This window comes from Micromonospora sp. LOL_025, assembly GCF_048060285.1.
Taxonomy (GTDB): domain Bacteria; phylum Actinomycetota; class Actinomycetes; order Mycobacteriales; family Micromonosporaceae; genus Micromonospora.
Map to the genome: position 1 here is coordinate 1 of NZ_JBHMIR010000022.1, position 23,145 is coordinate 23,145.

Here is a 23,145-nt window from a genome sequence, read left to right on the forward strand (position 1 = left end):
CTGCGCAGGGGTGACGACGACGCGACGCGGCTGCTGACGAACCTCGCCACCGCCCACGCCATCGGCCTGCCCGTCGACTTCGGCACGGTCCTCGCCGAGACCGACCTCGTCGCGCTGCCCACGTACGCCTTCGACCACCAGCGGTACTGGGTCGAGCCGCCGCTGCACCGGGCGCAGGACGTCAGCTCCGCCGGCCTCCAGGACGCCGGGCACCCGCTGCTCAGCGCCACGCTGACCTTCCCCGACAGCGAGCGGATGGTCTTCACCGGGCGGCTGTCGGTGCGTACCCACCCGTGGCTCGGTGAGCACCGGGTGATGGACAACATCCTGCTGCCCGGCACCGCCTTCGTGGAGCTGGCCACGTACGCCGGTGAGCAGGCCGGCTGCCCGACGGTGGAGGAACTGACCCTGCTCGCCCCGCTCGTCCTGCCCGAACTCGGCGCGCTCCAGGTGCAGCTCATGGTCGGCGACCGGGACGACGACGGGCGGCGTACCGTCCAGCTCTACTCCCGGCCCTACCGGGACGGCTCCGACGAGATCCTGGCCGACGTCGCCTGGACCTGCCACGCCACCGGCCTGCTCGCCCCGCAGCCGGCCGACGCCGCGCCCGCCTTCGACCTGGGGGTGTGGCCGCCGCCCGGCGCGACGCGCGTCGAGGCCGACGACTTCTACTCCGGCATCGAGGCGACCGTCTTCGGGTACGGCCCGGCGTTCCGCGGCCTGCGTGCCGCGTGGACCCGCGACGACGAGGTCTTCGCCGAGGTCGAACTGCCCGCCGACCACCACGCCGAGGCCGGCCGCTTCGGCGTGCACCCGGCGCTGCTGGACGGCGCGTTGCAGGCCATGTCGATCGGCGGCTTCCTCGGCCGGATGGGCGACGGCGCCGACGCCACCGTGCCCCGCCTCCCGTTCGCCTGGACGGGGGTCTCCCTGCTCGCCGCCGGGGCCACCGCCCTGCGCGTACGCGTCGCCGCCGCCGGCGAGGTCGGCGTCTCCTTCCAGGTGGCCGACGCCACCGGCGCCCCGGTGCTGCACGTCGACTCGCTGATCATGCGCCGGGTCTCCGGCGACTCGCTCGGCGCGGCCCGCTCCGGCCGGCACGAGTCGCTGTTCCAGGTGGACTGGCCGGTGCTGCCGGTGCCCACCGGCCCCGTGCCGGCGGCCACCCGCTGGGTGGCGCTCGGCGACGACCTGCCCCTCAGCGCCGCCTGCGAGGCGGCCGGTGCCCGGGTGCGTACCGACGTCGACCTCGACTCGCTGGGCGACCTGCTCGCCGGGGGTGAGCCGGCGCCCGAGGCGGTGATCGTGCCGATCGGCGACGCCGGGGACCCGACGGACCCGGCGCTGGCCGGGCAGGCGCGGGCCACCACGCACCGTACCCTCGCCGCGTTGCGGACCTGGCTCGCCGACGACCGGTTCGCCGAGTCCCGGCTGGTGCTGGTCACCCGCGACGCGGTCGCGGCGGGCGAGCAGCAGGTCGTCAACCTGCGCCAGGCCCCGGTCTGGGGCCTGCTGCGCACCGCGCAGCTCGAACACCCGGGCCGGTGCCAGCTCGTCGACCTCGACGACGCCCCGGACAGCGCCACCGCGCTGGCCGCCGCGATCGCCTCCGGCGAGCCGCAGCTCGCCGTGCGGGCCGGGCAGGTGCGCACGCCACGGCTCGGGCGGGTCCCGGCCGGCGTGGAGCCGCTGCCCGGCGGGATCGACCCGGACGGCACCGTGCTGATCACCGGCGGGACGGGCGTGCTGGGCCGCATCCTGGCCCGCCACCTCGCCACCACCCACGGCGTGCGGCACCTGCTGCTGGCCGGGCGGCGCGGCGCGGCGGCCGAGGGGATCGACGACCTCGTCACCGAACTCGCCGGCACCGGTACGGAGGTGACCGTCGCGGCCTGCGACGCCGCCGACCCCGACGCCCTGTCGGCGCTGCTGGCCGGAGTGCCCGCCGCGCACCCGCTCACCGCCGTGGTGCACGCCGCCGGCGTCCTCGACGACGGCGTGCTGGAGTCGATGACCCCCGACCGGGTGGACGCGGTCGCCGTGCCGAAGATCGACGCGGCGTGGCACCTGCACCGCCTCACGGCCGGGGCGAACCTCGCGGCCTTCGTCCTCTTCTCCTCGGCGGCGGCCACCCTGGGCAGCGCGGGCCAGTCCAACTACGCGGCGTCGAACGCCTTCCTCGACGCCCTCGCGGCGCACCGCCGGGCCAGCGGGCTCGCCGGCATCTCACTCGCGTGGGGCCTCTGGGAGCAGGCCAGCGGCATGACCGGCCACCTCGGCGACGACGACGTGCGGCGGATGGCCGAGCAGGGTGCCGCCGGGCTGGCCACCGAGCAGGCGTTGAACCTCTTCGACGCCGCGTGGCGGCTCGACGCGGCGGCCGTCGTGCCGATGCGCCTGGACGTCGGGACGCTGCGGGGGCAGGCGGAGGCCGGCACCCTCGCGCCGATGCTCCGGGCCCTGGTCCGGGTGCCGCTGCGGCGCTCGGCCGACGCCACCGGAGCCCGCTCCGGCGGGGTGCAGCTCAGCCAGCGACTCGCCGGCCTGGCCGGTCCGGAGCGGCACAAGGTGGTGCTCGACGTGGTACGGGCGAACATCGCCGCCGTCCTCGGCCACGCCGGCGCCGACGCCGTCGACCCGAACCGGCTCTTCACCGACCTGGGCTTCGACTCGCTCACCGCGGTCGACCTGCGCAACCGGCTCAACGGCCTGTCCGGGCTGCGGCTGCCGGCGACGCTGGTCTTCGACTACCCGACGCCGACCGCGCTCGCCGAGAAGCTGACCAGCGAGATCGCCGCCGACGCGGCGCCCTCCACGCAACCCCTCTTCCAGGGCATCGACACGGTCGAGAGCCTGCTCAACGCCATCCCGCTGGACCCGGCGGCCCGGGCCCGGTTCACCGCCCGGATGCAGGACCTGCTCGCCAAGGCGTCCGACCTGGCGGCGGGGCCCGCCGCCGAGGCGGACCGGCCCGACCTCGACTCGGCCAGCGACGACGAGATCTTCGACTTCATCAGCAAAGAGTTTGGAATCTCCTGAGATGACCAACCTTCCAATCGAGGCAGGTGCCCCCCGATGAGCGATGACAAGCTGCGGTACTTCCTCAAGCGGGTCACCGCCGACCTGCACGAGACCAAGCGCAAGCTGCAGACCGTCGAGGCCCGCGACCAGGAACCCCTGGCCATCGTCTCGATGAGCTGCCGCTTCCCCGGTGGCGTCCGGTCGCCGGAGGACCTGTGGGAGCTGGTCGCCGACGGCCGGGACGCGCTCACCGAGTTCCCGGACGACCGGGGTTGGGACCTGGAGGCGCTCTACGACCCCGACCCCAACAAGCCGGGCAAGAGCTACACCCGTATCGGCGGGTTCCTCGACGGCGCCGGTGACTTCGACCCGTCCCTGTTCGGGATCTCCCCCCGTGAGGCCCTCGCGATGGACCCGCAGCAGCGGCTGCTGCTGGAGACGTCCTGGGAGGCCGTCGAGCGGGCCGGCATCGACCCGCTGTCGCTGCGCGGCAGCTCCACCGGCGTCTTCGTCGGGCTAAGCACCTCGAACTACGGCATGGGTCTGCCCAACGTGCCCGAGGGCGTCGACATGTACATCGGCACCGGGAACACCACCAGCGTCGCGTCCGGCCGGATCTCGTTCACGCTCGGCCTCAACGGCCCGGCCGTGACCGTGGACACCGCCTGCTCCTCCTCGCTGGTGGCCCTGCACCTCGCCGTGAACGCGCTGCGCCGCGGCGAGTGCGACCTGGCCATCGCCGGCGGCGTCACCGTGATGGTCACCCCCGGCGTGTTCGTCGTCTTCTCCCGGCAGCGCGGCATGTCCGTCGACGGCCGGTGCAGGGCGTTCGCCGCGGGCGCGGACGGCACCGGCTGGGGCGAGGGCGGCGGCGTGCTCGTCGTGGAGCGGCTGGCCGACGCCGAGCGCAACGGCCACCCGATCCTCGCCGTGATCCGGGGCAGCGCCCTCAACCAGGACGGCGCGTCCAACGGGCTCACCGCCCCGAACGGCCCCTCCCAGCAGCGGGTCATCCGGCAGGCCCTCGCCAACGCCCGGCTCGGCACCGCCGACGTCGACATGGTCGAGGCGCACGGCACCGGCACCACCCTCGGCGACCCCATCGAGGCGCAGGCGCTCATCGCCACGTACGGGCAGGACCGGCCGGCCGACCGGCCGCTGTGGCTGGGGTCGGTCAAGTCGAACATCGGCCACACCCAGAGCGCCGCCGGCGTCGCCGGGCTGGTCAAGATGGTGATGGCGCTGCGCAACGGCGTCATGCCGGAGACCCTGCACGTCGACGAGCCCTCCCCGCACGTGGACTGGACCGCCGGGGCCGTCTCCCTGCTCACCGAGTCCACGCCGTGGCCGGAGCTGGACCGCCCCCGCCGCGGCGGCGTCTCCTCGTTCGGCGTGAGCGGCACCAACGCGCACGTGATCCTGGAGGAGTACCGTCCGCGCGTCGCCGACCCGGCGGCCGTCGAGGGCGACGAGCCCGTCGAGGCCACCGCCGTCGAGCCCGCCCGACGCCCCGGCCTCGTCGCCTCGGACGTCACCGTCTGGCCGGTGTCGGCCCGGTCGAGGTCCGCCCTCGCCGGCCAGGCCGCCCGGCTCGCCCAGCACGTGCGCGAGCACGGCGACCTCGCCCCGGCGGCGATCGGCTGGTCGCTGGCCACCACCCGCTCGACGTTCGACCACCGCGCCGCCGTGGTCGGCCCCGGCACCGACGAACTGCTCGCCGGGCTGGACGCCCTCGCCGCCGGCCACCCGGCCGGCAACCTCGTCACCGGTACGGTCACCAGCGCCGGCGCCGGTCCAGTCTTCGTCTTCCCCGGCCAGGGCGCGCAGTCGGCGCGGATGGCCGCCGGCCTGGTGGGTCGTACGCCGGTGTTCGACGCGAAGCTGGCCGAGTGTCAGCGGGCCCTGGCGCCGTACCTGGACGTGGATCTCGTGTCGGTGCTCACCGGCGACGACGAGTCGTGGCTGGAGCGGGTCGAGGTCGTGCAGCCCGTGCTGTGGGCCGTCGGCATCGCCCTCGCGGCGGTGTGGCGCGCGGCGGGCGTCGTCCCGGACGCGGTCGTCGGCCATTCGCAGGGCGAGATCGGCGCCGCGTGCGTGGCCGGCATCCTCAGCCTGGAGGACGCCGCCCGGACCGTGGCGCTGCGCTCCCGCGCCCTGGCGGTGCTGCGCGGCACCGGCACGATGGCGTCGATCGACCTGTCCGCCGACGCCGTGGCCGAGCGGCTGCCGGCCTTCCCGGGCGTCGGGGTGGCGGCGGTCAACGGCCCGTCCACCGTCGTGGTCTCCGGCCCGCCACAGCCCGTCGCCGACCTCGTGGCGGCGTGCGAGGCCGAGGGCCTGCGCGCCCGGCTCATCCCGGTCGACTACGCCTCGCACTCCGAGGCCGTGCAGCAGGTCGCCGAGCAGCTCCGCGCGGACCTGGCCGACGTCACCCCGCAGGCCGGTCACACCCGCCTGGTCTCCACGCTGACCGGGGACTGGGTCGACCCGTCCTCGATGACCGCGGACTACTGGTACGACAACCTGCGCCGGACGGTGCTCTTCGACGCGGCGGTGCGGGTCGCCGTCGCCGCCGGGCACACCACGTTCGTGGAGATCAGCCCGCACCCCGTGCTGACGATGCCGGTGACGGCCATCCTCGACGACACCGGCGTCACCGGCCACACCCTGGGCAGCCTGCGCCGCGGCGACGACGACGCGACGCGCCTGCTGACCAACCTCGCCACCGCGCACGCCATCGGCCTGCCCGTCGACCTGGCGAACGTCCTCGCCGAGACCGAGGTCGCGCCGCTGCCCACGTACGCCTTCGACCACCAGCGGTTCTGGCTGGACGGCAGCGGCGGCCCCGACCTGGAGAGCCTGCTCCAGGTTGCGGCGGCTGACCCGAGCGACGCGAGCTTCTGGGCCGCCGTGGAACGCGGCGACGTCACCGCCCTCGCCGAGACCATCGCCACCGAGGAGACCCCGGCCCACGAGGTCCTCGACGCGCTGCTGCCGGCCCTGCCGATGCTCACCTCCTGGCGCCGGCAGCGGCGCCGGCAGTCCGACATCGACAGCTGGCGCTACCAGGACACCTGGAAGCCGCTGACCGGCGTCGCCAACCGGGGCATGACCGGCACCTGGGTCGTCGTCATGCCGACCGGCGACATCATCGAGCCCTGGCAGGACGCCTGCGTGGAGGCGTTCACGGCGGCCGGCGCGACCCTCGTCGAGGTTCCCGTCTCCACCCCCGACGTCGACCGCGACCAGTTCGGCAAGCTGCTGCAGGAGGCGCTCGCCGCCGCGCCGGGCGGCGACGCCGCCGCCGAGGTGACCGGCGTGGTCTCGCTGCTCGCCTTCGACGAGCTGGCCCACCCGCTGCACCCGTCCGTGCCCGGCGGTTTCGCCGCCACCGTCGCGCTCTTCCAGGCCCTCGGCGACATCGGCCTGCGCGCCCCGATGTGGAGCATCACCTCCGGTGCCGCCTCCGTCGGCATGGCCGACCTGCTGCGCTCCCCGGTGCAGTCGCTGGTCTGGGGCTTCGGCCGGGTCGCCGCGCTGGAGCACCCGCAGCGCTGGGGCGGTCTCGTGGACCTGCCCGAGGCCGTCGAGGAGCGTTGCGCCGACCTGCTGGTCGCGGCCCTCACCGCCGCCGGGGAGGAGGACCAGATCGCGGTACGCCCCAGCGGCCTGCTCGCCCGCCGGCTCACCCGGGTCCCGCTCGGCGACAGCCAGCCCGCGAACCCGTGGCAGCCGTACGGCACGGCGCTGGTCACCGGCGGCACCGGCGCGCTCGGTGGGCACGCCGCCCGCTGGCTGGCCCGCAGCGGTGTGGAGAACGTCGTCGTCGTCAGCCGGCGGGGCATGGCCGCGCCGGGCGCGCAGCAGCTCGTCGACGACCTCACCGCGCTGGGTGCCCAGGCCACCGTGGTCGAGTGCGACGCCTCCGACCGCGACGCGCTGGCCGACCTGATCGACGCGATCCCCGCCGAGTACCCGCTCACCACGGTCGTGCACGCCTCCGCCGTGCTCGACGACGCCATGATCAACGACATCCGGCCGGAGCAGATCGAGCGGGTGCTCCAGGCCAAGGTCGACGTCGCGTACAACCTGCACGAGCTGACCCTCGACCACGAGCTGTCCGCGTTCATCATGTTCTCGTCCTTCGCCGGCAGCGTGGCCAGCTCCGGCGTCGGCAACTACGCCCCGAGCAACGCGTTCCTCGACGCGCTCGCCCAGCACCGGCGTGGTCTCGGCCTGACCGCCACCTCCATCGCCTGGGGGGCGTGGGCCGGCGGCGGCATGGCCGACGGGCCGCTCGGCGAGCTGCTGCACCGCCACGGCGTACCGGAGATGACCCCCGAGGCGGCCATCGCCGCGCTGCACCAGGCCGTGGACCACGGCGAGGCGTTCCTCACCATCGCCGACATCGCCTGGGAGCGGTTCTCCGTCGCCTTCACCGCCACCCGGCCCGGCCCGCTGATCAGCGACCTGCCGGACGTGCGCCGCCTCGCCACGGCCGAGAAGGTCGCCAGCGTGGAGGCCGGCGACGGCCCGGAGTCGTTGCAGGACCGGCTCGCCGGGCTGCCCGCCGCCGAGCGGCAGGCCGTGCTGCTCGGCCTGGTCCGCAGCCAGGTCGCCGCCGTGCTCAACTACCCGTCCGCCGAGTCGGTGGACGAGCACCGGGCGTTCCGGGAGCTGGGCTTCGACTCCGTCACCGCCGTCGAGCTGCGCAACCGGCTCGGCTCGGCCACCGGCGTGGCCCTGCCGGTCACCCTGGTCTTCGACTACCCGACCCCGACGACGCTGGCGGAGTACCTCTTCGCCGAGGTCGCCCACGACGACGTGGTCACCCCGACCGCCCTCCTCGACGATCTGGACCGGATCGCCGACAGCCTCGACGTGGTGGCGCGGGACGAGGCGGCCCGGGTGCGGGCCACCGTACGTCTCCAGGCGATGCTCTCCCGGCTCGCCCAGGACAGCGGTGGCGCCGACATCGGCCGGCACCTCGACGACGCCACCGACGACGAGTTGTTCGCGATGGTGGACAAGGACCTCGGCATCTCCTGACCTTCCAGCTCCAGCTCTCTCCCGTCCCTTTCGAGGAAGCGGCACTCCGATGGCCAACGAAGACAAGCTCCGCGACTACCTCAAGCGGGTCATGGCTGATCTCCACGACACCCGTCGCCGGCTCAGTGAGGCACAGTCCCAGGAACTGGAGCCGGTGGCGATCGTGTCGATGAGCTGCCGGTTGCCGGGCGGGGTGCGCAACCCCGACGACCTGTGGGAGCTGTTGCGGGACGGCCGGGACGCGGTCACCCCCTTCCCCGACGACCGGGGCTGGGACCTGGAGCGCCTCTACCACCCCGACCCCGACCACCCGGGCACCTCGTACGCCCGCGAGGGCGGGTTCATCGAGGGGGCCGGGGAATTCGACTCCGCCTTCTTCGGCATCTCGCCCCGCGAGGCGTTGACCATGGACCCCCAGCAGCGGTTGCTGCTGGAGACGTCCTGGGAGGCGGTCGAGGCCGCCGGGATCGACCCGGCCTCGCTGCGCGGCAGCCGGACCGGGGTGTTCGTCGGCACCAACGGGCAGGACTACGGCACCCTGCTGATGGTGTCGCCGGACGGCGACGAGGGACACTCGATGACCGGGGGCGCGGCGGCCGTCGCGTCGGGCCGGGTGTCGTACACCCTCGGCCTGGAGGGGCCGGCCGTCTCCATCGACACGGCCTGCTCGTCGTCGCTGGTGGCGCTGCACCTCGCGGTGCAGGCGCTGCGGGCGGGGGAGTGCGACCTGGCGTTGGCCGGCGGGGTGACCGTGATGGCCACCCCGGGCCTCTACATCGGATCCAGCCGGCAGCGCGCCCTCTCCCCGGACGGGCGGTGCAGGTCGTTCGCCGCCGGCGCCGACGGCGCCGGGTTCTCCGAGGGCGTCGGCTGGCTGCTGGTCGAGCGGCTGTCGGACGCCCGCCGCAACGGCCACCGCGTCCTCGCGGTGGTACGCGGCTCCGCCGTCAACCAGGACGGCGCGTCGAACGGGCTGACCGCCCCGAACGGGCCGGCGCAGCAGCGGGTGATCAGCCAGGCCCTCGCCTCCGCCCGGCTGTCCACGGCGGACGTCGACGTCGTGGAGGCGCACGGCACCGGCACCAAGCTGGGCGACCCGATCGAGGCGCAGGCGCTCATCGCCACGTACGGGCAGGACCGGGGGGAGGCCCCGCCGCTGCTGCTCGGCTCGGTGAAGTCGAACATCGGGCACGCCCAGGCCGCCGCAGGCGTGGCCGGGGTGATCAAGTTGGTGCTCGCCATCCGGCACGGCGTCGTCCCGGCGACGCTGCACGTCGACGCGCCGTCCCCGCACATCGACTGGACGGCCGGCGCGGTGGAACTGGCCACCGAGGCGCGGCCGTGGCCCGAGACGGGCCGGGTGCGCCGGGGCGCCGTCTCCTCGTTCGGCATCTCCGGCACCAACGCCCACGTGATCATCGAGCAGCCGGACGAGCCGGCCGGGGAACGCCCGTCCGGCCCGACCCCCGGCCTGGTCGCCGCCGACGCGCTCCTCTGGTCGGTGTCGGCCCGGTCGAAGGCCGCCCTGGCCGGGCAGGCCGCCCGGCTCGCGTCGTACCTGCGCCAGCGGGACGGGCTGGACCCGGCCGCGGTCAGCTGGTCCCTGGCGGCCACCCGGTCGACGTTCGACCACCGGGCCGCCGCGGTCGGGTCGACCGCCGACGAGCTGCTGGCGGGGCTGGACGCGGTCGCGGCCGGCCTCCCGGCCGGAAACGTGGTCGGCGGTGTGGCGTCGGGCCCCGGCACGGGCCCCGTCTTCGTCTTCCCGGGTCAGGGCGCGCAGTCGGCGCGGATGGCCGCCGGCCTGGTGGGTCGTACGCCGGTGTTCGACGCGAAGCTGGCCGAGTGTCAGCGGGCCCTGGCGCCGTACCTGGACGTGGATCTCGTGTCGGTGCTCACCGGCGACGACGAGTCGTGGCTGGAGCGGGTCGAGGTCGTGCAGCCCGTGCTGTGGGCCGTCGGCATGGCGCTGGCGGCGGTGTGGCAGCACGTGGGGGTGACCCCGCAGGCGGTGATCGGCCACTCGCAGGGCGAGATCGGCGCCGCGTGTGTGGCGGGCATCCTGACCCTGGAGGACGCCGCGCGGACCGTGGCGCTGCGTTCCCGTGCCCTGGCGGTGCTGCGGGGCACCGGGACGATGGCGTCGGTGGACCTGTCGGCCGACGCGGTGGCCGAGCGGCTGCCGGCCTTCCCGGGCGTGGGGGTGGCGGCGGTCAACGGCCCGTCCACCGTCGTGGTGTCCGGCCCGCCGCAGCACGTCGCCGACCTCGTGGCGGCGTGCCAGGCCGAGGGGACCCGGGCCCGGTTGATCCCCGTGGACTACGCGTCGCACTCGCCCGCCGTGCAGGAGGTCGCCGAGCAGCTGCGCGCCGACCTGGCCGACGTGGCACCGCAGGTCGGCCACACCCGGCTGGTCTCCACCCTGACCGGGGACTGGGCCGATCCCATCTCCATGGGCGCCGACTACTGGTACGACAACCTGCGCCGGACGGTGCTCTTCGACGCGGCGGTGCGGGTCGCCGTCGCCGCCGGGCACACCACGTTCGTGGAGATCAGCCCGCACCCCGTGCTGACGATGCCGGTGACGGCCATCCTCGACGACACCGGCGTCACCGGCCACACCCTGGGCAGCCTGCGGCGCGACGACGACGACGCGACCCGGCTGCTGACCAACCTCGCCACCGCGCACGCCATCGGCCTGCCCGTCGACCTGACGAGGATCCTGCCCGCCACGCCCACCGTCGACCTGCCCACGTACGCCTTCGACCACCACCGGTACTGGCCCGCGCCGCCGGCCTTCCTCGCCGCGCCCGACGGCGCGCCGGACATCGACGGGTGGCGCTACCGGGTCACCTGGCAGGCCGTGCCCGACCTGCCGCTGACCTGGCTCGCCGGCACCTGGCTCGTCCCGGTACCCGCGGCGCTGGGCGGGGACCCCCTGGTCGCCGACGTGCTGTCGGCGCTCGGCAACTTCGGCGCGGACGTCGTACCCGTGGAGCTGGACGCCACCGACGACCCGGCGGCCCTGGTCGAGCTGCTGGGCGCCGCGCTCGCCGGCCCGGACGGGCCCGTCGCCGTGCTCTCGCTGCTGGGCCTGGACGAGCGGGCGCACCCGGAGCACCCGGCGACCTCGCTGGCCGTCTCGGGCACCGCCCTGCTGGTGCAGGCGCTCGGGGCGCTCGGCGTCGAGGCGCCGCTGTGGTGCGCGACCCGGGGAGCCGTCGCGGCCGGCGCCGACGACCCGGCGCCCAGCCCCGTCGCCGCCTCCGTCTGGGGGCTCGGCCGCGCGGTCGCCCTCGAACACCCCGCCCGCTGGGGCGGCCTGCTCGACCTGCCGGACACCCTCGGCCCACAAGCGGGCGCCCTGCTCTGCGCGGCGCTCGGCGCCGGCGGCGAGGACCAGTTCGGCGGTGGCGCGGACCAGTTCGGCGACGGCGACGGCGCGGAGCGGTTCGGCGTCGGCGAGGACCAGCTCGCCGTGCGTGAGTCCGGTGTCTTCGTCCGCCGACTCGCCCGGATCACCGAACCCGAGCCCGCGTCCGGCGACGCCGCGGACGACACCTGGCGGATGCGCGGCACCGTGCTGATCACCGGCGGCACCGGCGGGCTGGGCGGGCACCTGGCCCGCTGGGCGGCCCGCTCCGGCGCTGCGCACGTCCTGCTGGCCAGCCGGCGCGGCCCGGACGCCCCGGGCGCCGCCGAGCTGGAGGCGGAGCTGGCCGACCTCGGCGTACGGGTCACCGTGGCCCGCTGCGACGTCGCCGACCGGGCGCAGGTGGCCGACCTGCTGGCCGCCGTCCCCGCCGACGCCCCGGTGACCGCCGTCCTGCACACCGCCGCCGTCCTCGACGACGGGATCGTGGACACCGTCACCCCGCAGCGCCTGCACACCGTCGCCGCGCCCAAGTGCGCCGCCGCCGTCCACCTGGACGAGCTGACCCGGGACCTCGACCTGGACGCCTTCGTGCTGTTCTCCTCGGTCGCCGGCACCACCGGCAACGCCGGGCAGGGCGCGTACGGGGCGGCGAACGCGTTCCTCGACGCCCTCGCCGAGCGGCGCCGGGCCGAGGGGCTGCCCGCCCTCTCGGTGGCCTGGGGCGCGTGGAGCGGGGCCGGCCTGCCCGCCGACAACGAACGCGCCCAGCAGCGGCTGCGCCGGGGCGGCATGGTCGGCATGGACCCGGACCTGGCCGTCGAGGCCCTCGCCCGGGCGCTGCGGCGCGGTGAGACCACGACCCTGATCGCCGACATCGACTGGACCCGGTTCGCCCCCGCGTTCACCCTGGTCCGGCCCAGCCCGCTCATCGGCGACCTCGCCGAGGTGCGCGAGGCGACGCGGCCGGACCCGCAGGAGGCCGCCGAGGAGGAGCCGGACGTACCGTCGGCCCTGGCGCGGCGCCTCGCCGGGCTCGCCGCGGCGGAGCGCGCCGCGACGCTGCTGGAGCTGGTCCGCCAGTGCGCGGCGACCGCGCTCGGCTACGGCGCGGCCGACGACATCCCGGCCACCCTGCCCTTCCGCGACCTCGGCCTGGACTCGCTGACCGCCGTGGACATGCGCAACTTCCTGGCCACCGCCACCGACCTGCGACTGCCCGCGACGCTCGCCTTCGACTACCCGAACCCGACCGTGCTCGCCGCGCACCTCGACGAGCTGCTCACCGGGGCCGCCCCGGAGGCCACCCCCGCCCCGGCCGCGCCGGCCGAGGACGACGACGACCCGATCGCCATCGTGGCGATGAGCTGCCGCCTGCCCGGCGGGGCGGACACCCCGGAGCAGCTCTGGCAGCTCCTCGCCGCCGGCGGCGACGCGATCGGCGAGTTCCCCACCGACCGGGGCTGGGACCTCGACCGGCTCTTCGACTCCGACCCGGAGAAGGAGGGCACCAGCTACGCCCGCGAGGGCGGCTTCGTCACCGGGGCCGCCGAATTCGACGCCGGCTTCTTCGGCATCAGCCCCCGCGAGGCCCTGGCCATGGACCCGCAGCAGCGGCTCCTGCTGGAGGCGTCCTGGGAGGCGATCGAGCGGGCCGGGATCGACCCGCACGCGCTGCGCGGCAGCCCCACCGGTGTCTTCGTCGGCACCAACTACCAGGACTACCGGAACCTGATGTTCAGCGCCGAGGGCGCCGAGGGGCACCTGATGACCGGCAACGCCGGCAGCGTGCTCTCGGGCCGGGTGTCGTACACCCTCGGGCTGGAGGGACCCGCCGTCTCGGTGGACACCGCCTGCTCGTCGTCGCTGGTCGCGCTGCACTGGGCCTGCCAGGCGCTGCGCCGCTCGGAGTGCTCCCTCGCCCTCGTCGGCGGCGTCACCGTCATGTCCACCCCCGGGGTGTTCGTCGGCTTCAGCCGGCAGCGGGGACTCGCCCCGGACAGCCGGGTCAAGGCGTTCGCCTCCGCCGCCGACGGCACCAGCTGGGGCGAGGGCCTCGGCCTGCTGCTCGTCGAGCGGCTCTCCGACGCCCGCCGCAACGGCCACCCGGTGCTCGCGGTGATCCGGGGCAGCGCCGTCAACCAGGACGGCGCCTCCAACGGCCTGACCGCCCCGAACGGGCCGTCGCAGCAGCGGGTGATCCGGCAGGCGCTCGCCAACGCCGGCCTCACCCCGGCCGACGTGGACGCCGTCGAGGCGCACGGCACCGGCACCAAGCTCGGCGACCCCATCGAGGCGCAGGCCCTGCTCGCCACGTACGGCCGGGAGCGGCCCGCCGACCAGCCGCTCTGGCTCGGCTCGATCAAGTCCAACATCGGGCACACCCAGGCCGCCGCCGGCGTCGCCGGGATCATCAAGATGGTGCTGGCGCTGCGGCACGGCTACCTGCCGCAGACCCTGCACGTCGACGAGCCGACCGACCAGGTGGACTGGACCGTCGGCGCGGTCGAGCTGCTCGGCGAGGGCCGCCCGTGGCCGGCCACCGGCCACCCGCGCCGGGCCGCCGTCTCCTCGTTCGGCATCAGCGGCACCAACGCGCACACCATCCTGGAGCAGGCCCCGGAGCCGTCCTTCGTGGAGCCGCCGACGGGGGACCCGGCCCGGCTGCCGGTGGTGCCGGTGCTGCTGTCGGGACGTACGGCGGTCGCGCTGGCCGCCCAGGCGGACCGCTGGGCCGCGCAGCTCACCGGCCTGGAGTCCCCCCGGACGGTCGACGTCGGCTGGTCGTCGGCGGTCTCCCGGGCCACCCTGGAGCACCGGGCCGTCGTCCTCGCCACCGACCGGATCGCGCTGGGCGCCGGGCTGCGCGCCCTCGGCGCCGGCGAGGACTCGCCGCTGGTGGTCACCGGCGTGGCCGCGTCCCGGCCGAAGGTGGCGTACCTGTTCTCCGGGCAGGGGGCGCAGCGGGCCGGGATGGGTCGCGAGCTGGCCGAGGCGTTCCCGGTCTTCGCCGCCGCGCTCGACGAGGCCTGTGCCGCCCTCGACCCGCACCTGCCCCGCCCGCTGAAGCCGCTGCTCTTCGTCGAGCCCGACACCCCCGAGGCCGAGTCGCTGGACCGGACCGAGTTCACCCAGCCGGCGCTCTTCGCCGTGGAGGTGGCGCTGTTCCGGCTGTTCGAGGCGTGGGGCGTCCGCCCCGACGCGGTCGCCGGGCACTCCATCGGCGAGTTCGCCGCCGCCCACGCCGCCGGGGTGCTCTCCCTGGCCGACGCCGCCGAGCTGGTCGCCGCCCGGGGCCGGCTGATGCAGGCGCTGCCGGCCGGCGGGGCGATGCTCGCCATCGCCACCACCGAGGCCGAGGTGACCGCCGCGCTCGGCGACCGCGCCGACCGGGTCTCCGTCGCCGCCGTCAACGGTCCCGCCGCCGTCGTGGTGTCCGGGGCCGGCGACGCCGTCGAGGAACTGGCCGCGGAGTGGACCGCGCGGGGCGTCCGGATCCGGCGGCTGACGGTCAGCCACGCGTTCCACAGCCCGCTGATGGAACCGGTGCTCGACGACCTGGCCGCCGTCGCCGGACGGCTGCGGTACCAGGAGCCGACCATCCCGATGATCTCCACCGTCACCGGCACGCCGGTCGACGCGGCGGAGATCGGCACGCCGGAGTACTGGGCGCGGCACGCCCGCGACACGGTGCGCTTCGCCGACGCCGTCACGGCGCTGCGGGAGCGCAACGTGACCGGCTACGTCGAGATCGGCCCGGACGGGGTGCTCACCGCCCTCGCCCAGGCCGTCCTGGCCGAGGACGCCCCGACCGGCGGCCGGACCCCGCTGGTCGTGCCCGCCCTGCGCCGCGACCGTTCCGAGCCGACCACCCTGCTGCGGGCGGTCGCCGCGCTGCACGCCCACGGCGTCTCCCCGGACTGGTCCGCCCTCTACGACGGCACCGGCGCGCAGCGGGTCGACCTGCCCACCTACACGTTCGACCGGCAGCGCTACTGGCCGGAGCCGCCGCCCTGGGCCGCCCTGGCGGCCGAGGACGACCGCACCGACGTCGAGCGCCGCTTCTGGGCGGCCGTCGAGGCCGAGGACCTCGAGTCGCTGGCCCGCGACCTGGACGTGCACCGCGACCAGCCGTTCGGGACCGTGCTGCCCGCCCTGTCCGCGTGGCGGCGGCGCGGCCGGGAGCGGGCCCTGGTCGACGGCAGCCGGTACCGGGTCGTCTGGGAGCCCATCGAGGAGGCCCCGGAGGAGCAGGATCCCGGCCGCTGGCTGGTGCTGCTGCCCGCCGGCCGGGCCGACGACACCGACCTGAACTCCTGCACCTGGGCCCTGGGCACCGAGGTGACCGTCGTGCCCGTGGACACCGCCGCGGACTCCGACGAGCTGTGCGGAGGGTTCGCCGACGTGCTCACCGAGGCCCTCGGCGAGGGCGGCGGGCCGCTGTCGATTCTCTCCTTCCTCGGCCTGGACGACGCCCCGCACGCCGAGCACCCGGCGCTGCCGCGCGGCCTGGCCGCGACCGTGCACCTGCTCCAGCAGCTCGTCGACCTCGACGCCCCGGCCCGCCTCTGGTGCGTCACCCAGGGCGCCGTCGGCGTCGGCGACGACGACGTCCCGGCCAACCCGCGGCAGGCGATGCTGTGGGGCCTGGGCCGGGTGGCCGCGCTGGAACAGCCCGCCCGCTGGGCCGGTCTGGTCGACCTGCCCACCGACCTCGAACCCTGGACGGCGATGCGGCTCGGCGGCATCCTCACCGGCGGCGGCCTGGAGGACCAACTCGCCGTCCGCGAGTCCGGCGTGCTGGTGCGGCGGCTCGTCCCGGCCGTCACCGCGGGGGACCCCGCGCCGTGGCAGCCCCGGGGCACGGTGCTGATCACCGGCGGCACCGGCGCGCTCGGCGGGCACGTGGCCCGCTGGGTGGCCGGCGCCGGCGCGGAACGGGTGGTGCTGACCAGCCGGCGGGGCACCGACACCCCCGGCGCCGCCGAGCTGCTCGCCGAGCTGACCGGCCTCGGGGTGGACTGCCGGGTCGCCCGCTGCGACGCCGCCGACCGGAGCGCGGTGGCCGAACTCCTGGCCGATCTGGGGCGGGAGGGACCGCCGCTGCGCGCGGTGGTGCACGCCGCGGGCGTCAGCGAGGTGGTGCCGCTGGCGGACACCACCCTGGAGGACCTGGCGTACGTCATCGCCCCGAAGCTGTCCGGCGCCGAGCACCTCGACGAGCTGCTCGACGGCGTCGAGCTGGACGCGTTCGTGCTCTTCTCGTCCATCTCGGCGGTGTGGGGCAGCGGCGGGCAGGGCGCGTACGCGGCCGGCAACGCCTACCTGGACGCGCTCGCCGAGCGGCGGCGCGGCCGGGGACTGCCGGCCACGTCCGTGGCGTGGGGGCCATGGACCGAGTCGGGCATGTTCACCGAGGGCGCGCCGGAGCAGCTGCGCCGCCGGGGCCTGCGGGTGATGCCGCCGGGCGTGGCGATGGCCGGGCTGCGGCACGCCCTGGCCGCCGGGGACACCTGCGTCACCGTCGCCGACGTCGACTGGGCCACCTTCGCGCCGCTGTTCACCTCGCTGCGGCCCAGCCCGCTGCTGGCCGACCTGCCGGCCGTACGCGAGCTGGCCGCCGCCCCCGCCGACGCGCCGGACGCGTCCGCCCCCGTCGCCCGGGACCTGCTCGCCGAGTTGCGGGCGCTGCCGGGTGACGAGCGGCGGGCCGCGCTGCTGGAGATGGTGCGGGTCGACGCGGCGAAGGTGCTCGGCCACTCCTCCGGCGACGTGATCGAGACGGACCGGGGCTTCCTGGACCTCGGCTTCGACTCGCTCACCGCCGTGGAGCTGCGCAACCTGCTCACCGCGGCGACCGGGCACGACCTGCCCACCACGGTCGTCTTCGACTACCCGACCCCGGCCGGCCTGGCCGACCACCTGTACGAGGAGCTCTTCGAGGACGGCGACGAGGAGTTCGGTGCCGACGGCGACGAGGAGTCGGTCCGCCGGGCCCTCGCCGCGATTCCGCTGGACGAACTGCGGCGGACGGGCCTGCTCGACCAGCTGCTCCAGCTGGCCCGCACGAGCGCCGGCACGCCGGCCGTGGCGCCCGCCGCCCCGGCCGCGCCCGAGGCCCAGATCCACGAACTCGACGTCGCCGGCCTGGTCCGGATGGCCCTGGAAGGCTCCGACTCGTGACCCGGCCGGCCCTGAGGAGCCCCCGATGAGTGTTTCCCTGGACGAGGTCGTCGGCGCGCTGCGCGCGTCCCTGCTCGACAACCAGAAGCTCAAGCAGCAGAACCAGCAGCTCACCGCCGCGCTCAGCGAGCCGGTGGCGATCATCGGAATGAGCTGCCGGTTCCCTGGCGGTGTCGGGTCACCGGAGCAGTTGTGGGACCTGGTGGCGGCCGGCAGCGACGCGATGTCGGCGTTCCCCGACGACCGGGGCTGGGACCTGGGGGCGCTCTACGACCCCGACCCCGACCCGGACAGCCGGGGCACGTCGTACGTGCGGGAGGGCGGGTTCCTCTACTCCGCCGGGGACTTCGATCCCGCCTTCTTCGGCATCAGCCCCCGCGAGGCCCTCGCCATGGACCCGCAGCAGCGGCTGCTGCTGGAGACCGCCTGGGAGGCGTTCGAGCGGGCCGGCATCGACCCGGCCACCCTGCGCGGCACGCCCACCGGCGTGTACGCGTCGACCAGCAGCCAGGGCGACTACGCCGCGCTGCTCACCGGGGTCAGCGGCGGCGTCGAGGGCTACCTCGGCACCGGTAGCGCCGCCGCCGTGGCGAGCGGCCGGATCTCGTACGCCCTGGGGCTGGAGGGGCCGGCGGTCACCGTGGACACCGCCTGCAGTTCGTCCCTGGTCGCGTTGCACCTCGCCTGCCAGGCGCTGCGGCTGGGGGAGTGCAGCATGGCGCTGGTCGGCGGGGTGTCGGTGATGGCCACCCCGACCGTCTTCGTGGAGTTCTCCCGGCAGCGCGGCCTGTCCACCGACGGCCGGTGCAAGTCGTTCGCCGCCGCCGCCGACGGCACCGGCTGGTCCGAGGGGGCCGGCATGCTGCTGGTCGAGCGGCTCTCCGACGCCCGCCGCAACGGCCACCCGATCCTCGCCGTGGTGCGCGGCAGCGCGGTCAACCAGGACGGGGCGAGCAGCGGGCTGACCGCCCCGAACGGCCCGTCCCAGCGCCGGGTGATCCGGCAGGCCCTCACCAACGCGGGGCTGACCGGCGACCAGGTGGACGTCGTCGAGGCGCACGGCACGGGCACCACGCTCGGCGACCCGATCGAGGCGCAGGCGTTGCTGGCCACGTACGGCAAGGACCGCCGCGCCGACCGGCCGTTGTGGCTGGGGTCGGTGAAGTCGAACATCGGGCACACCCAGGCCGCCGCCGGTGTGGCCGGGGTGATGAAGATGGTCCTGGCGATGCGGCACGGGGTGCTGCCGCCCACCCTGCACGTGGACGAGCCCACCCCGCACGTCGACTGGTCGGCCGGGGCGGTGTCCCTGCTGACCGGGGCGCAGCCCTGGCCGGAGACGGGGCAGCCGCGCCGGGCCGGGGTCTCCGCGTTCGGGATCAGCGGCACCAACGCGCACGTCATCATCGAGCAGGCCGACGAGGCGGACACCCACCGCGCCCGACCGGCCGGTACGCCCGCCCCGCCGACCCCCTGGATCGTCTCCGCCCGGTCCGCGCCGGCCCTGGCCGGGCAGGCCCGGCGACTGCTGGACCACCTCGGGGCCCACCCCGACCTGGCCCCCGCCGACGTGGCGTACTCGCTGGTCACCACCCGGGCGGCGTTGCCGCACCGCGCCGCCGTGATCGGCGACGACCCCGACGGGCTGCTGGCCGGCCTGCGCGCGGTCGCCGAGGAGCGCAACGCCCCCGGCGTGGTACGCGGGGTGGCCCGCCCGGCCGGCAAGGTCGCGTTCCTCTTCACCGGCCAGGGCGCCCAGCGCCTCGGCATGGGCGCCGAGCTGTGCCGCCGGTTCCCGGTGTTCGCCGCCGCCTTCGACGAGGTCGCCGGGGAGTTGGACCGGCACCTGAGCCGGCCGCTGCGGGAGGTGGTCTTCGCCGGGCCCGACTCGCCCGAGGCGGCGCTGCTGGACCGCACCGAGTTCACCCAGCCGGCGCTGTTCGCCTACGAGGTCGCCGCCTACCGGCTGGTCACGGCGTGGGGGCTGCGCCCGCAGCACCTGCTCGGCCACTCGGTGGGCGAGTTGGCCGCGGCGCACGTCGCCGGCGTGCTGTCGCTGGCCGACGCGGCGGCCCTGGTGGCCGCCCGGGGCCGGCTGATGCAGCAACTGCCGGCCGGCGGGGCGATGCTGGCGGTGCGGGCCTCCGAGGCCGAGGTGACCCCGCTGCTCGACGAGCGGGTGTCGCTGGCCGCCGTGAACGGTCCCCGGTCGGTGGTGCTCTCCGGCGACGAGGAAGCCGTGCTCGCGGCCGGCGCGCGGCTCGCCGCCGAGGGCCGGCGGTCCCGCCGGCTGCGGGTCAGCCACGCCTTCCACTCCGCCCGGATGGACGGCATGCTGGCCGACTTCCGGGTCGTCGCGGAGAAGGTCACCTGGCATCCGCCGACCGTGCCGGTCGTCTCCGACCGCACCGGCGAGCCGCTCACCGCCGCCCAGGCCACCGACCCGGGCTACTGGGTCGACCACGTCCGGGACACCGTCCGCTTCCACGAGGGCGTCGCCACCCTGGCCGCCGCCGGCGTGGCGACCTTCCTGGAGCTCGGCCCCGACGGCGCCCTGACCGCACTGGCCCGCGAGTGCCTGCCCGACGTCGAGCCGGGGGCCTTCGTGCCGCTCGGGCGCCGGGACCAGCCCGAGCCGGCCACCCTGCTCGCCGCGCTCGCCGCCGTCGACCTGCGCGGAGCCGGGGTGGACTGGCCGGCCCTCTTCGCCGGCAGCGACGCCGCGCGCGTCGAGCTGCCCACCTACGCCTTCCACCACGAGCGCTACTGGCCGGATCCGCCCGCCGTCGACCTCCGGCAGCCGGTCGCGTCGAGCGACGACGAGGAGTTCTGGGCCGCCGTGGCGGAGGACCGGCCGGCCGCGCTGGCCGCCGCGCTCGGCCTGGACGCCGACCGGCAGGAGGCGCTCGCCGAACTGCTGCCCGCCCTGGCGTCCTACCGGGACCGGCGGCGTCGCGGCTCCGCGCTGGACGGGCTGCGGTACCGCGCCGACTGGGTCCGCGTCGCCGTACCCTCCGCCGCCGCGGTTGCCGGCGAGTGCCTGGTGGTGGCCGGGGCGCGCACCGACGCCACGGCCGTGCTGGCCGCCCTGCGCGCCGAGGGCCTGGACCCGGTGCTCGTGAACGTGGGCGACGACCCGGACGAGGTCGCCCGCGCCCTGCCCGTCGGGGGGACCCCGTCGGTCGTGGTCTCGCTGCTGGCGGCGGGAGCGCCGGCCGGGGCCACCGGGACGGCCGCGCTGGCGGGGACGGCCGCGCTCGTCCGGGCCCTCGGCGGCGCCGGGAGCAACGCGCCGGTGTGGAGCGTGACCCGGGGCGCCGTGGCCGTCGACGCGGACGATCCGGCACCCGGCGTCGCCGGCGCGTACCTCTGGGGTCTGGGTCGGGTGCTGGCGCTGGAACAGCCGCGCCTGTGGGGCGGGCTGGTCGACCTGCCGGCGGAGCCGGACGACGCCGCGCTCGCCGCGCTCGCCCGGCTCGTCGCGGCCGGCGGCGACGAGGACCAGCTGGCGGTGCGCTCCGACGGGGTGTACGCGCGGCGGCTGTCGCGCTCCCCGGCCGGCGCCGCCGACGCGGACTGGCGGCCCCGGGGCGCGGTCCTGGTGCACGGGACAGCGGCGGTGCGCACCCCGCACCTGCTGCGGTGGCTCGCCGACCGCGGCGCGACCCACCTCGTCCTCGCCGGTGCCGGGGCGTCCGCCGCCACGATCGGCCGGGACGTCGCCGTCACCGTCGTCGACGACCTCGACGGGCTGCCCGGGGCGCTGGACCGGCTGGCCGCCGCCGGCACCGTCGTCCGCACCGTCCTGCACGTCGCCGACTCCGACGGGGCCGGCGACCCGGTCGCGGCGTTGGACCCGCGCGACCTGGCCCACGCCGTGGCCGCCCGCACCGGGGCCGTGGAGCTGCTCGACCGGGCCTGCGCCGGCCGGCCGGTCGACGAGTTCGTCGTCTTCACCTCCACCGCCGCCGTCTGGGGCAGCGGGGGAGCGGCCGTCGCCGCCGCCGCCGGCGCCGGGCTGGAGGCGCTGGCCGCCGGCCGGCGCGCCGCCGGCCACCCGGCCACCGTCGTCGCGTGGGTGCCCTGGGCGGAGGAGGTCACCGACCCGGCGCAGCTGCGCCGCCGGGGGGTCCGTCCGCTCCCCACCGAACTGGCCGTGTCCGCGCTCCAGCAGGCCGTGGGCCGCGGCGACGACCAGCTCGCGGTCGCCGACCTCGACTGGCCGGCGTTCGTGCCGGCCTTCACCGCCGTACGGCCCGCTCCGCTGCTGCGCGGCGTGCCCGAGGCGGCGGTCGCCGCGGACCGGGACGCCGGCCCCGGTGGCGAGGCGACCGACCCGGCCCGGGCGCTGCGGGACCGGCTGGCCGGCGCCCCGGCCGGCGATCGGCACCCGATCCTGCTGGACCTGGTCCGGGCGCGCGTGGCCACGGTGCTCGGGCACGCCTCGCCCGGGGCGGTCGAGGCCGACCGGGACTTCCTGGAACTCGGCTTCGACTCGCTGACCGCCTTGGAACTGCGCGACGCGCTGCGCCAGGAGACCGGGGCGGAGCTGTCGGCCACCCTGCTCTTCGACCACCCCACCCCTACGGCGCTGGCCCACCACCTGCTCGGCCAACTCGTCGGCGCGGACGCGGCCGGGGCCACCCCGGACGCCGCCGGGGGAGCCACCCCGCCGAGCGCCGGTGGTGGACTGCTCGGCGGGCTGTTCAACCAGCCGAAGGCGCGCGAGGAGCCCGCCGGGTACGCCGAGCTCCTGGTCAAGCTCGCCCAGTTCCGGCCCAGCTTCAGCGAGCCGGCGCAGCTCACCCGCCCGGCCGGCATCCTGCGGCTGGCCGAGGGGAACGCGGGGGCGCAGCTCGTGTGCTGCTGCACCATGTCCCTGCTCTCCGGCGCCCACGAGTACGCCCGGCTCGCCTCCGGCTTCCGGGGGGTGCGCAACGTCTGGGCCCTGCCCAACCCCGGGTTCGGCGTGGGCGAGGAGCTTCCCGCCGACCTGGACGCCCTGCTGCGGGTGCACGCCGACACGGTGCTGCGCGCCGTCGGCGCCGGCCCGTTCGTGCTCGCCGGTCACTCGGGCGGCGCGATGGTGGCCAACCTGCTCGCCGGCGAGCTGGAACGCCAGGGCCGGTCGCCGGACGCGGTGGTGCTGATGGACACCTACCCGGCGAACAGCGAGGTGCTCGGCGGGTGGGTGCCGCAGCTGCTCGACGGGATGATCGACCGGGACAGCGCGTACACGCCGATGGACGACTGGCGGACGACCGCCTGGGCCGGCTACCTGCCGCTGTTCCTGGACTGGCAGCCGACCGAGATGGCGGCGCCGACCCTGCTGGTCCGGGCCAGCGAGCCGTTGGGGGAATGGGACGGCGAACAGGACGGCTGGCGGTCCCGCTGGCCCTATCCGCACGAGGTGGCGGACGCCGCCGGTGACCACTTCAGCATGGTCGCCGACCGGGGGCCGGAACTCGCCGGCACGCTGCAGCGGTGGCTGACCGCGCGGGGCCTGTGACCGGTCCCGC

Annotated in this window: 4 protein-coding genes; all 4 read left to right on the forward strand. The window is 76.2% G+C overall.

Translation table 11 applies throughout. The annotated features are described in order from the left end of the window. Window positions 1–3,039: SDR family NAD(P)-dependent oxidoreductase (locus tag ACFHW0_RS23190; RefSeq protein WP_416610745.1), on the forward strand; the 3,039-nt coding region annotated here is incomplete at its 5' end. Window positions 3,040–3,075: 36 nt separating this feature from the next. Beyond that, on the forward strand, window positions 3,076–8,070 hold the full coding sequence (locus tag ACFHW0_RS23195) for a type I polyketide synthase (protein WP_416610747.1): 4,995 nt from the start codon (window positions 3,076–3,078) through the stop codon (window positions 8,068–8,070). Continuing rightward, window positions 7,985–17,626, forward strand: a complete 9,642-nt coding sequence (locus tag ACFHW0_RS23200) for a type I polyketide synthase (protein WP_416610749.1) — start codon at window positions 7,985–7,987, stop codon at window positions 17,624–17,626. The genes ACFHW0_RS23195 and ACFHW0_RS23200 overlap by 86 nt, the downstream gene beginning before the upstream one ends. Before the next feature lie 25 nt (window positions 17,627–17,651). Then, window positions 17,652–23,135: a type I polyketide synthase gene (locus tag ACFHW0_RS23205; RefSeq protein WP_416610751.1), complete on the forward strand. Its 5,484-nt coding sequence runs from the start codon at window positions 17,652–17,654 to the stop codon at window positions 23,133–23,135. Window positions 23,136–23,145 lie beyond the last annotated feature (10 nt).